The organism is Streptomyces sp. E11-3, assembly GCF_046540415.1.
Classification (GTDB): Bacteria; Actinomycetota; Actinomycetes; order Streptomycetales; family Streptomycetaceae; genus Streptomyces.
The window spans coordinates 14158-27118 of the sequence record NZ_JAZGRL010000001.1; the positions used below are offsets into that span (position 1 = coordinate 14158).

Genomic DNA, 12961 nt, shown 5'->3' on the forward strand with positions numbered 1-12961 from the left:
GCGGGTGCAGGCCTGGGGCTTCAGGGTCGGGTGGTCGAGCGGGTGAGGTCGTCGTGCAGCTGATTGAACAAAGCCGTGACCCGGTCGTCGCTGACGCCGACGCTGTGGCAGTAGTCGGCAAACAGCTGCGCAGGCGTCTTGACCGGCTGGTCGACGCCGATCCCTGCCGTGGCGCCGGTGCTCGCATGATCGGGGTGGATGAGGATCTGAAGGGCGTTGGGAAGGACGTCGTACAGGTCGTCGCGCATGCCGGCGTAGGCGGGCTGGGTGACGACGAGTCTGAGGTAGTCCTCGCCGTAGCCGGCGGGGTCGGCGGTCAGCTGGGCGACGGTTCCCTCGACGGTGCGCAGTCGGCGGCCGGTCGTGACAGGGATGTCGGTGATCTCTGCGGGGGTGCCGGGGGTTGCCTCGACGAGGCAGACGACGTGGGAGTTGTTCTGCTCGCCGAAGTCGACGGCGTAGGGGGAGCCGCTGTAGTGCACCGGGCAGGCGGCAGGGATCTGCTGCCGACGGTGCAAGTGCCCCAGGGCCACGTAGTGGGCCTCGACGGGGAAGATGGCGGCGGGCACATGGTATTCCATGATCGATTGGGCGGGTCGCTCACCGCCGCCGAAGGCGCCGCCGGTGCAGGTCAGGTGGGCCATGATGATGTTGACGGCGTCCGGGGTGAACGCCCCGGTCAGATTGGCGAGGACATCGCGGACGAGTTGGTCGTAAGCGCCGACGTTCTGCGACGGAGTGTTGGCGATGATCTCCGCGGCACGGACGGCGTAGCGCTGGGAGAGGAACGGCAGGACGGCGACGTTGACGGCCTCGTTGGTGGACTTGGCGCGGAAGGTGTGCACGCCGCCCTTGGTGGCCGGTCTGGCCTGTCCATAGACGTGGATGCCGGCGACGTCCATCAGCGGCCGGTAGGCCTCGAATGTGGCGCCGTGGTCGTGGTTGCCGGCGATGACGACGACTTCGATGTTCTGCTTGGCCAGGTGCAGCAGGGTACGCACGATCAGCTTCTGGGCGTCCGCGGTCGGCGCGGCGTTTTCGTAGATATCGCCGGCTATGAGGACGGCGTCGACGTCGTTGTCGATCGCGATCTGGGTGATCTCTCGCAGGACGCGTGTCTGCTCCTCGAGCCGGTTGCGGCCCTTGAGGGTTTTGCCGACGTGCCAGTCGGAGGTGTGAAGGAACTTCACGGCGTGGGTCCTTTTCGGGTGGCTGAGGCAGAGCAGCGTGGCGCGTTGGCGCACCGAGGAGGGAGGTGGAGGGCGTCAGTAAGGCGGCTCGTCGATGGCGCCGTCGTCAGTGTCGTCGGGCCACGGATCGCTCTCGGCCTGGGGCAGCCTGCTGAACGGGTCCGGTCGCGCCGCGCTGCTGGTGGTGAAGGTGGGGGCGGCTACCTCGGAGAGGCGGGTGGCCCAGGCAGGGAAGGGGAATTCGACGGCCAGGGGCACCGGGATCTCGGGTTGGGAGACGAACATGGTGCCGGGCCTGGCGAGCGTGGCGCGCTGGCGCTGCGAGGCGGGCAGAAAACCGTACTCGGGCCGGCCGGCCTCGGCGGCGTCGAGCCGGCCGACGATCTTGATCGAGGAGTTCGACACGATGCGCCGTTCCACCTCGGAGGCGGTCTGCTGGGCGCCGATGAGGATGATGCCGAGTGAGCGCCCGCGTTCGGCGATGTCCAGCAGTACGTCCTTGATCGGAGAGGAGCCCTCGCGGGGGGCGTACTTGTTGAGCTCGTCGACCATTGTGAACAGCAGCCCGCCCGGGCCGGCTTGCTCCTTGCGGTCGGTCTCCGCGGCCAGCACGACACCGACGACGAACCGTTGGGCCCGTTCCGGCAGGTTGTGCAGGTCCACCACGGTGACCTGTTGCTGCGAGGTGTCGATGGAGTGCGCAACCGGGCGGTCGGTGACCGTGCTCAGGTCGCCGCGCAGCAAGGGCCCGAGCGGCCTCTGGGACGACCGCAACCGTCGCACGAACGCATTCACCGTGCCCAGGCCGATGGCTGGGCCCGCCCAGTCCGGGCGGGTGAGGTCGTCGGTGACCTTGTCGCAGATGAAGTCGATCATCTCCGCCCAGGTGCGGAGGATGGTTCCGTCGACGGCGACCGCGCCGTCGTTCCCGGCGGCCTGGGCCTCGCGGCGCAGCCGACTGGTGACCTGGTGCACGACGATCGTGTACTGGTTCTTCTCGTCTTCGGTGTCCGCGAACACGTAGGGCAGCAGCTCGCGTTCGCAGAACTCGGCCAGGGTCCACCAGAAAGCGGTGACGCCGCTGGTCCTGCCGGTGACGTGGGGGCGGCCGGTGGTGTCACCAGGCAGTGGCGGGGCGTAGAAGCCAGCCGAGGCGAAGGGGCGTGCGGGCAAGCCGAGTTGGGCGTACGCGGCACGCAGAGTGTCGTCGAGGCGGGCGTTGGGCTGGTCGACGAACAGCAGGTCCTCGCCCTTGACCGAGAAGATCAGGGCCTTGGCGTTGACCGCGCGGGCGCCCAGGGCACCCGAGGTGAACAGCGAGTGCAGCAAAAACAGCGCGAAGCTGGTCTTGGTTGCCACCCCTGAGATGCCCGAGATCGACACGTGGGCGCCGCGGGTGCCGTCAAGGAATTCGAGGTTGAGATAGATCGGTTCGCCGTCACGGCCGATGCCGGCGGGGACGCGCGCGTCCATCCGGTCGAAGTACAGGGCGGCGTCCCGGGCAGTGCCTGCGGCCCGGATGGCGACTTCGCCGGGGCGTGGCGGGACGTAGCACTCGGGGTCGACGCGGGTGGTCGTGACCTCGGCGATCTCCTGCACGTTTGCCGGCAGGATTCCGTCGGCGATGAGGAACACATCTGAGCCGAACGCGGCACCCTCGTGGCGGGCAACCACCTCGGTCACCACGCCGGAGGTGACGACTGTGCCGCGCCCGGGGATCTCCCGCCGGGTGCTGACCACGTCGTCAAGCTGCAGGTAAGCATCAGGGGAAAGAGCGACGTGGAACTTCAAAGGAGTGGAGTCCTCTGTGCCGGCGACCTTCCCTACCTCCTCTTCGGCGTCGCCGCTGGCCAGGAGGCCTGCAGGTGACTGCTGGCTGGTCGCGGGTGAGGAGACACTGCCGAATACGGTGCTGTCGGCGCTGTGGGGCTCGGAGTCGGTGTCGGTCATCGGCCGTTCCCTGGATCAGTCTTGCGGTGTCGGGCACTGCCGACTGGCGGTGGACACCGGTCGGGGCACAAACGTCGGGTGCTATCTGTGAGTACAGACCGTAACTAACGGGATGCCTGCTGCGGGTGGCTTTGTCGATAGCGGAGGGAAATCGGAGGACCGAGGGCTGTGCGCTGAGTGCGCGAGTGCGGCGGCGTCCGATCTCCTGACAGGGCGCGGCAGCGCGTCTGGCGCCGCGCCGGGATCCAAGAGCCAGGCGATCACGGTGCCGCGATGCCGGGCGGGGCGTGCGCCGACCCGAGAGGAATGATCATGGAGGTCACCTGTAGTGCGCGGCGCATCGGTGGCGCACGCGGGGCCGCGGACGAGGGCATGGATGGAAGTCAAGGGCTTCCTCGGTGCGGGCCTTGCGGACAACCTGCATCGGACCAGCCATGATCAACTCATTGCGATTTTCGCAACGCCTGCTTACGGTGGAGTAATGACGGAATCGTTGAACGCGCGAGTGCGCCAGGTACTCGAGGGCGTCGGCGACCACCAGGCGGAGTTCGCGCGGCGCATAGGAATGTCCGCCGACAAACTCAGCAAATCCCTCAACGGCACACGGCGTTTCACCTCTCTGGAACTGGCACTCATCGCCGAAGAAGGACACACCACGGTCGACTGGCTGCTGCACGGCACCGAGCCGCGCAGGGCCACAGCGCTGGCCGCCCGCACCCGTGGGGGCGGCGTGACAGCGCCGGACGACAGTAAGGCGGCGGCGCTCCGCCATGCCGAGATCATCGATGCTCTGGCCGCCGTTGGACACCACCTGGCTTGGCCGGAGCTCCTCTCGGTGTGCAGTGAGCCCGATCTCCTCACGCAGGGGGCCCGGCTGGCCGAAGACGCCTCCGCCGTGATCGGCCTCAGTCCGCGCGGGGTCACCGCGCGAGGGCTCGCCGAACAATGGGAGAAGGCCTTCGGCCTCGTCGCCGCGGCCACCGACCTTCCCGACGGCCTGGACGGGCTGTCGTGGGACGCCGGTGACTTCCGTCTTGTGCTGGTCGGCCGCACGGATGTGTGGACGCGCCAGCGCTTCACCCTTGCCCACGAGTTGGGCCACATCCTGGCCGGCGACGCCACCGACCGCCCCCTGACCGAACACGTCGCCCCCAGCGTCGATCAAGGCCAGGCAGAGATCAGGGCCAATGCGTTCGCCGCCGAACTGCTCATGCCGCACAAGGAACTGGTGCAGAGCGCCGCCGACGCAGGGAGCCTGGACAAAGAAGGACTGCTCTCCCTGTCCTGGGAGTACCAGGTCTCCCCCAGCGCGATGGCAACACGACTGCGTGCGCTCGGCATCATCACCGACGAACAGCGCCGCTCGTGGTCGGCCGCCACCACCCGCATGGCGGCACTGCACGCGGGAGACCCCGGCCGGCACCTGCGGTACGCCCAGCAGGCCAGTGACGGCTGGTACTCCGCCAGCCTGGCCAAACTGGCCATCTCCGCCTACGTGAGGGGCGACATCAGTATTCGGCTCGTCGCCACCGTGACCGGAATGGACTCCGCCCGGCTGCTGGATCTCTTCCATCCGGGCCCCGGTGCTCCGGAAGGGGCCCCGCAGCCCGACGCCCCGGTATCCGGCCCTGCAGAACTGGCCTTCTTCCCGTGACCTCATGGTGGCTTCCCGACAACACGGTGCTGTGCAACTTCGCCTCCGTCGACGCCCTCGGGCTGCTCGAGAGCATCCTCAACGGACGGGGGCGGTGGACAGAAGCCGTCGCCTACGAAGCGAAGAGGTCGGCCCAGAGCTCCTACGCCCGGCTCGCCGACGTAGCCGCCGACGGATGGCTCGGGGAACCTCTGGAAATCCAGGACTCCGAAGCCGACCTGGTCGAACGCGTGCGCAGGGCCGCGTTCGGCGGCTCCGCCAGTGCACCGTTGCAGCATCTGGGAGAGGCCCAAACACTGCACGTCATCCAGCTCTGGCCGGACTTCAGGAGTTCCTTCTGGCTCAGCGACGACCGCGCGGCGTGCGATCACGCCCGGCGCCAGGGCATCACCACGCTGGAGACGCAGGATGTGATGGCCCATGGATGCAGCACGGGCGACATCACCCACACCGACGGCTACAAGCTCCTGCGGCAGATGCGGGACGCGGGCCGGCATCTCGCGATACCGGACGATCCCTCCGGCCTGCTCCGCTAGTCCGTCTCCGGGCTGACACTCTGTCAAAATTCGATCATTTTCGGTCCTTGGCGATCGATCGCCAGGAAGCGAGGGCTTCCCGCCCTAATCTGACTATCGGTACCTTCCTGGCCCCTTGCGGCCCAGAAACAGCCTGAGGGGGACGGGAGTGGAGGAAGGCTACTTCGGGGGCGAAGACAGCCCCGAGGACCAGTCAGACGAGCGGCGCGATCTCTTCAGGTATGTCACGGTCGACAATGTCGATAATGCGACCGAATACCTCGCCATCATGGACCAGTTCACGCAGACACTGCTGACCGATCTGTCCGCCGCGGAGGTCAGCGAGGCACTGGCGAAACGCGGTATCGCCCTGTCCCCGGAGGATGCGGAGGCCCGCTGCGCCAGCCTGGTCCGCTGGAAGAACCTCATGCCCTCCGCGCGCGACCCCCGTGTCCCCACAGTCGCCGCGCTGCGCCACACCCGGGCCCGTTTCCAGGTCACCCGGCTCGGCGGCACGGTCCACCGGCAGGTCACCAAGGTCCTGCAGATGCGCGACGGGGCACGGGAGGTGGCCCGCGAACTGCTCGGCAGCATGGCCGTGTTGCTGTCGAAGATCCTCCGCCAGGCACGCCATCCCCGCACCATCGACGCCCAGGCCCTGGCGGCCGATGTCACGACCGTCTTCACCAACCAGGCGTACTTCGCCGACAGCATCCGCGACTTCTACGCATATCTGTCGTCCGTGCTGGTTCGCTACGACCTGGCCGGTGAGGAGTACGCGTCGTTCAAGGGCCTGCTGCTGGAATACGTCCACCTCATCGACACCGACGTCTCCCGGCACTCCCCCGCGGTCCTGAAATGCCTGGACGACCTCCAGCCGGTCCTGGACCACGTCCTGAACGCCCTGGACAGCCTGCCGGGCCTGGCTTCCGCGGACGGCGCCCCCGTCGAGCGGCTGCCGGGACGGCAGTACAACGATTGGGCGGAGCTGCAGGCCTGGTACAGCGGCGGCGAGGGCGGCTTGTCCGGCCCGGCGCAGCTGCGGGCCGCGGCCGAGTCCGCTCTGGGGCAGTTGCTCACCAACGCGCGGCGCATGCTCACCCCCGGCGGCACCGGAGGAGCCAGGCGCAGCGACCTGATGCACCTGGCGGGCCTGTTCGCGCAGGCCAGTGTCGAAGAGGCACACCGCGGCTTCTCGGCTGCCTTCGGCGCCTACCCCGCGCGTCATGTGAGTTTCGGGCCCGAGGAGGCCGACCCCCGCGACACCGCTTCGACCTCGTGGTGGGACGCCGGCCCGGTGGATGTCCCGGTCTCCTTGCGGGAGCGCGGCGACCGCACCGCGCGCGGACGCACCGCGCGGGTGCCCGACCCGGGCATGGACATCACCCGTCTGCAGGAAGAGGCCGCCCAGGAACTCGCGGCCCGGCGGACGGCCGGAGCCGAACTCGCCGCTGCCGGTGTGCTGGACGGCGCGCACCTCACTCCGGCAGCCCGTGATCTGCTGCTGGAACTGGTGTCCATGGCACTGGCCAAGGAACTCAGCCCGTCACAAGCCGTGCGCGTGGAGGACATCGATCTCAACGTCGCCGTAGACGTTGCGGAGTCGGATACCGACACCGTGATCAGATCGGACGACGGCGACACGACCTTCTTGCGTCTGGCTCTCAAAGCCTCGGCCGCCGACGAGGCCCGACCCGGTGATGCAGCGGGTGAGAGCGCGGCAGACGAAATCGCTGCCGACGCGGGAGAGGACCAGCAGCCGCCCTCGGCCGCAGGAGGCGTCCAGTGAGTGTGGACAACAGGCTGGCCGGCTCCACCGCTCAGCACGAGGCGGCGGAGCGGCGCCTGGCAGCCCGTACCCTGCTGGCCTGCCCGGTGCTGACGTCGCAACGGCAACCGGACGAGCTGGCCGTGGTCCGCAGGCATTCCGCCGCGCTGCGGTCCGCCTTCGCCAAGCTCCTGGGCTATCACCTCATCGTTGAGACCTCCTTTGCCCGGCTGGTGAAAACGCCTCCGAGCCCGGACAGTCCGTTGCGGCCCGTCCAGCGGAGAGACAGCCCGCCCTTCTCCCCGCAGACCTATGCGCTGTTCTCGCTGGCTTGTGCCGCGTTGCTCACACCCGGTACCGGGGAGTGGCTGCTGATCTCCTCGCTGGTCGAACAGGTACGGGCCGATGCCGCCTCAGCCGGTATCGAACTGCGCGACACTCCCTCGGAAAACCGCCGCCTGGTCCAGGCCGTTGGGCTTCTCATCGACTGGGGTGTGCTGACCGAGACCGACGGATCGCTGTCCGCGTGGAGTGAACGGCGCGAGGAAGGTGTGCTGCAGATCCACCGTCCCCTGCTGCCGCACGTGCTCCCCCGCCCGTTGCGCAATGTGGCCTCCCTGGCCGACCTGACGGCTCAGCTGCCGAGCGGGGCATCCGAGCCCCGGCGCAGTCTGCGGCGCCGGCTGGTGGAGAACCCGCTGGTGAAGCGGGAAGAGCTCCCGGAGGACGAGCGTGATGTCCTCTCCCGGGAACGTTCGGAGCTGACGCGCCTTCTGGAGGAGCACTTCGGGCTGACGCTGGAGGTCAGGGCGGAGGGAGCTCTGGCCTATGACACCGAAGGAACCCTCAGTGATGTGGCATATCCGGGACCGGGCACCGTGCGCCAGGCAGCGCTGTTGCTGACCGATGCACTGACCGATCTGGCCCGGCCTGCGGCGGGTCACCACGTCCCCGGGGCTGCGGCAGACGTCCCAGGCCTGCTGACGCCGTGGGACACGGTTCGCAGCGAACTGGACGGCCTGGCCTCGCGCTACGCCAGGGCCTGGGCCGGTGCCTACATCGCCGATCCGGCACGTCTGCAGAAGGAGGTCGTGGCCCTGCTGGAATCCATGTCGCTGGCCCGCAGCCTGCCCGAAGGACTGGTGCTGCATCCGGCAGCGGCCCGCTACCGGCCCGAACCGCAAGCCCAGCCGACGCGCGCCGCCCGGCGGTTGGCCGATACACCGCCCGACGCTGCCGGCGCGCCGCCTTCCGACGTGCTGTTCACCGAGTCCTTCCTCAGGGAGGCGCTGTGAGTGCCCTCGCCTTTCCCGGCCCACGCAAACCCGACAGCCGCGCGGGCGGGCAAGCGCCCGTCCGCGCGGCCCATCCCTACCGGTGGCGGCTGAACCGGGCGGGAATCGTCAACGTCTGGTTCTACTTCGACCAGCGCTTCGATCTCTCAGGCGGCCGCCTGGTACTGCGGGGATCGAACGGGTCCGGCAAGTCCCGGGCCTTGGAGATGCTGCTGCCGTTCGTCCTGGACGCCGACCGGCGCCGCATGGATGCCACCGGTTCCGGCAAGGTCCGGCTGGAGGACCTGATGCGGGCGGGCGGCGACGGCCAGGCCAACCGGCTCGGGTACGTGTGGCTGGAGCTCACTCGTGACGTGGAGGACGCCGACGGCGAGCAGCGCACAGAGTTCCTGACCGCGGGCGCCCTGATCCGCTTCTCGCACAGCGCCGCGGAGGCGAAGGCCTGGTACTTCCTCACCCCTCTGCGGGTCGATGAGGACCTGGTCCTGCTCGACACCAGCCGGGTCCCGCTGTCGAAAGAAGGTCTGGCCGCCGTCATCGGAGCGGACCGTCTGACCTCATCTCCCGACGTTCACCGCGACCGGGTACGCACGGCCGTCTTCGGGCTCCACGGCGACCAGGGACGCGAGCGGTATACGGGACTGCTGCAGCTGCTGCACACGCTGCGCTCGCCCGACGTGGGCAACCGCATCGACGAAGGCCGCCTGCCCCAGATCCTTTCCGACGCCCTGCCCCCGCTGTCCGACAAGGCCATCGCCACAGCGGGTGAGGAACTCGACGGGCTGGAAGAGACCCGGGCCGCGCTGGCCCGGCTGGAAACCGCCTACGGTCACGTCGCCGACTTCCTCAGGGTCTACACCCGCTACGCCACGGGCGTCTGCACCGCCGCCAGTGACCGCACCCAGACTGCGGCTGTCCTGGCCCGGGACACCGACGCGACGGCCGCCGAGCGGGAGAAGACACACGTCCAGCTCGTCCGTGATCATGCCGATGCGGTAGCCGAAAGCAGTGAACTGGACGGCTACCGCGACGAGTTGGAAGCAGCTGTCGCCGGAATCCGGCAGTCGAGCGCGTATAAGGCTGCCCGGGAGCTCAGCGAACGCCTCAGCACCTTGCAGGCTCTGGAAGCGGCCGCCCGCAACGCCATGGCCACCGCCAAGGGGGCCCGCGAGGAAGAGCAGCGCAGCACCGACGCGTGCAACGAAGCGGCCCAGGACACCAAGAGCGCGGCGGCCGAGGCGGCCGAGATCGCCCAGCAGGCCGGTGAACTGCTGGTCCGCGCAGGTCTCAATACCTCGCTGCCCGCTGCTACGGGCATCGAGGTGCGGCCGCCGGATCCCGTGGTGGAGCCGGTGCGCACCACAGCGGATGCCGACCCGGAGCCCGTCAGCCGCCCGGCGGCAGTGCGCCTCGTCCCCGCCCCGGACCACATCAACGCGACAATCGACGAACTGCTCGCGGCGATCCCCGCGCTGCGCTCCGCCGCGGCCACCCGGGCCCAGCAGGCAGCCGCGCGCGCCGGCGAGGCCAAGGAGCTGGCGTCCTCCCTCGAGAAGGTACGGCGCGCACAGGACCGGGCCGAAGACGCAGCCGAAGACGCAGCCGCGGCTGAAGGCAAAGCAGAGCAGGCGGAAACCAGACGCGATGAAGCGGCAGTGAAGCTGGCCGTGGACTGGCGGACCTGGACTGCATCCGCGTGCTCGCAGCGTCTGCTGGGCGACGTCGACTGGCACGGCACGGCCGTCGCCGCTCTCCTGGACAATGTCGAAGCCCTCGCTGGTGATGTGCCGGCCGGCCCGGAAGCCGACCGTGAACTGGCCCGCCTGGATGCCCTCGCCCACCAGGTGGCCGCGCCTGCCCGGGCCCTGCACGCACAGCAGACGGCAGCATTGGCCGCACAGGCACAGCAGGAACAGGCCCAACGTGAGCAGTTGCTGGCCGAAGCCAGCGAACTGCGCCGGGAGCGGGATGTGCCGCCGGCGGTGCCCGACTGGCTGGACAGCCCGCCTGCCGGTGCACCGGCACTGTGGCAGCTGCTGGAGTTCCGTCCCGAGGTCGACGCACCCGTGCGGGCCGGCGTGGAGGGCGCTCTGTTGGCCTCGGGGCTGCTGTACGGCGTACTCACGCAGGACGGCGATGTGGTCGCCGAAAGCGGCCAGCTACTGCTGGGGACCGGCGGCCCCCCGGCACTGCGCTCGCTGCGCACACTGCTGGTCCCGGCCGGGAGCGATAGCAAGGAGGTGGCGCGCGTCAACGCCGTCCTGGATCAGATCGCCCTGCGTCCGGGGCACCCCACCTGGGTGTCGTCCGACGGCTCGTGGGGCAACGGTCCCCTGACGGGACGTCATCTGCCTGCAACCGCCCGCTACATCGGCGCCAGGGCGCGGGCGGCCGCCCGCGCGGCCCGTCTCGCCGAGATCGACGTACTGCTCGAACAGTTGCAGCAGGCGGCGCAGGCGCGCAGTGAGCAGCAGGACGCCCTAGAGGCCGGGCTGCGGGACCTGGAGAGTCACCTGGTGGAGGCTCCGCGCTCCGTGCAGCTCGCAACGTTGCGCCTGCAGGCTGCCTCAGCCCGCACGGACGCCGTCGCCGGCCGCAGGCAAGCGGGCGTGCTCGCGGAGGAGGCTCAGCGGATGCAGCGGGCCTGGGAAGCCCGCCGGCGCAGCCACCGCGAGGTCTGTGCGGCCCTGGGAATGCCCGACGACGCAGACGGTCTGCGGACCATGCAGGCTTGTGCGGAGCAGTCGCAGACCATGTGCCGGGATGTGGACCGCGCCGGCGAAGCGGTCAAGAAGCATCTCGCCCGTCGGCAGCTTCTGCTGGCACGCCTGCGCACCGTCCGCGACCGGCGTAGTGAGGCGGAGGGGCATGCCGAGGCGGCAGGCCTGGACTGGTCGCGGGAGGCCTCCGCGCTGGCCGCATTGCGCGAGAGCCTCGGATCCAGCCCGCAGGAGGTGCACGACCGTCTCGACGCAGCCGAACGGGAGCTGAAGCAGACCAAGGAGACCCTGCAGCGCACCAACAGCCGGGTACTCGCCCTGACCGGTCAGGTGGCCGCGGCCAAGGAGAAGGCGCAGGGCGCCCGGGAGAAGGCACAAGAAGCACGGGCGGCTCTCGTCCAGCAGGCCCAGGCGCTGCACCGGCGCCTGAGCCATCCGGCCCTGGCCGTGGCCCTGGTTCCGGGCGCGGTTGCTCCTGCGGTGCTGCTGTCGGCAAGCGTCAGTGCGGACGACGTCCTGACGGCGGTGCGCGAGGTCCGGGCAGCGGTGCAGCGGCCGGACAGCACCGCCGATGCCACCGCGCTGGTACGCGCCCAGTCGGTACTGGAACGCAACACCGCAGGTGCCTATGACGTGACCGTCACGATCGAGGACGACCTGCATGTAGTGGAGCTGACAGATGCCGGCGGACGGCGCCACATCGCCGATGCCGCAGCCGAATTGCGTGAACGACGCGATCGCGGCCGCAGCGCGCTGACCCAGCGTGAGCGCACGGCCTTTCACAACTTCGTCCTGGGCGGGATGGCCGAAGAACTCCGCAACCGCATCCTCGAGGCCGAAGGCCTGATCAAGGCGATGAACGCCTCGCTGCAGCCCATCACTACCAGTCACGGCATCGGCGTCAAGATCCGCTGGCGGCTGGCCGATTCGGCCAACGAGCACATCACCCGGGTCAAAGAGCTGATGAAACACGATGTCCATGTGCTGCGCGAAGCGGAGTCCGAAGAACTCATCAGCCGGCTCAAGGCACTCGTGGACGCCGCCTACAGCGACGACCCCCAGGCCGGATACGCCACCCACCTGCACACGGCTCTCGACTACCGGGCCTGGCATGTCGTGGACGCCTTCATCACCGGTCCCGAGCCGGGCCAGGAACGCAAGATCAGCCGCCGGGCCAAGCTCTCGCAGGGCGAGACCCGCTTCGTGTCCTACGTGACCCTGTTCGCCGCCGCCGACGCCTATCTCAGCAGCCTGCCCGACACCGGCCGGGCCCTGCGGCTGATCCTCCTGGACGACGCCTTCGCTAAAGTTGACCACCGGACCATCGGTGAACTGATGGCGCTTCTGGTCCGCCTGGACCTCGACTTCGTCATGACCGGCCACGCCCTGTGGGGATTCTTCGCCGAGGTTCCCGCCCTGGACACCTACGAAGTGCGCCGCGCCGAAGGCACAGCGGCCGTGACCACGCACGTCCACTGGGACGGCCGCAACCGCCACCTGCACGCCGCATCATGACCCCTCATTCCCTCCCCCAGCTGCCCGCCCCCGTCCGCAGCTACCTCGACGACCCCAGCCTCACCGCGCTGTGGGCAGCGGCCCGCAAACGGCTGGAGCGCAACCGCCTGGCCCCCACCGGCACCGTGCAGGCCCAACTCGNGCAGCATGCCCCCGACCAGCCAAGATCGGCACTCCTAACGAAGCACTACTAGGCCACTGGCCCAGTCCACGGTCTCGGCGTACCTGGCGGAACTGCGGAGAGCCGGGCTGGTGCGGTCGACGCGCGTGGGCAAGTGGATCCACTACAGGCGCGATGAAGAGCGCATCGCCCAGCTTGTCGCCACGCTTGGGCGGACGCTTTAGGCGCAGGTC

Annotated in this window: 7 protein-coding genes and 1 pseudogene; 6 read left to right on the top strand and 2 right to left on the bottom strand. The window is 69.3% G+C overall.

Features of this window, described 5'->3' with window-relative positions; translation table 11 throughout:
- Nucleotides 1-20: 20 nt before the first annotated feature.
- Entirely contained in the window at nt 21-1190 is a 1170-nt protein-coding gene (locus tag U9R90_RS00045) for an exonuclease SbcCD subunit D (protein WP_326726373.1), read from the bottom strand.
- 75 nt (nt 1191-1265) lie between these two features.
- Nucleotides 1266-3140, bottom strand: coding sequence for an ATP-binding protein (locus U9R90_RS00050; RefSeq protein ID WP_411054294.1), 1875 nt, complete (start codon nt 3138-3140; stop codon nt 1266-1268).
- A gap of 481 nt (nt 3141-3621) precedes the next feature.
- Between U9R90_RS00050 and U9R90_RS00055 the strand changes: the two genes are divergently transcribed.
- From U9R90_RS00055 to U9R90_RS00080, 6 genes and pseudogenes are all read left to right on the top strand, one after another.
- Nucleotides 3622-4794, top strand: coding sequence for a helix-turn-helix domain-containing protein (locus U9R90_RS00055; RefSeq protein WP_411054295.1), 1173 nt, complete (start codon nt 3622-3624; stop codon nt 4792-4794).
- Entirely contained in the window at nt 4791-5330 is a 540-nt protein-coding gene (locus U9R90_RS00060) for a hypothetical protein (RefSeq protein ID WP_411054296.1), read from the top strand. The genes U9R90_RS00055 and U9R90_RS00060 overlap by 4 nt, the downstream gene beginning before the upstream one ends.
- 148 nt (nt 5331-5478) lie before the next feature.
- Nucleotides 5479-7098, top strand: coding sequence for a DUF2397 domain-containing protein (locus tag U9R90_RS00065; protein WP_411054297.1), 1620 nt, complete (start codon nt 5479-5481; stop codon nt 7096-7098).
- The gene (locus U9R90_RS00070) at nt 7095-8372 is read left to right on the top strand and encodes a TIGR02678 family protein (protein ID WP_411054298.1); all 1278 of its coding nucleotides are present in this window, start codon (nt 7095-7097) and stop codon (nt 8370-8372) included. The genes U9R90_RS00065 and U9R90_RS00070 overlap by 4 nt, the downstream gene beginning before the upstream one ends.
- Entirely contained in the window at nt 8369-12607 is a 4239-nt protein-coding gene (locus tag U9R90_RS00075; protein WP_411054299.1) for a TIGR02680 family protein, read from the top strand. The genes U9R90_RS00070 and U9R90_RS00075 overlap by 4 nt, the downstream gene beginning before the upstream one ends.
- Nucleotides 12608-12805: 198 nt before the next feature.
- A pseudogene (locus U9R90_RS00080) lies at nt 12806-12952 on the top strand (ArsR/SmtB family transcription factor); the annotation flags it as partial.
- Nucleotides 12953-12961 lie beyond the last annotated feature (9 nt).

Bases quoted from the DNA above. Each gene is read 5' to 3' on its own strand.
- U9R90_RS00050 (WP_411054294.1), bottom strand. From the start codon at position 3,140: ATGACCGACACCGACTCCGAGCCCCACAGCGCCGACAGCACCGTATTC.
- U9R90_RS00055 (WP_411054295.1), top strand. From the start codon at position 3,622: ATGACGGAATCGTTGAACGCGCGAGTGCGCCAGGTACTCGAGGGCGTC.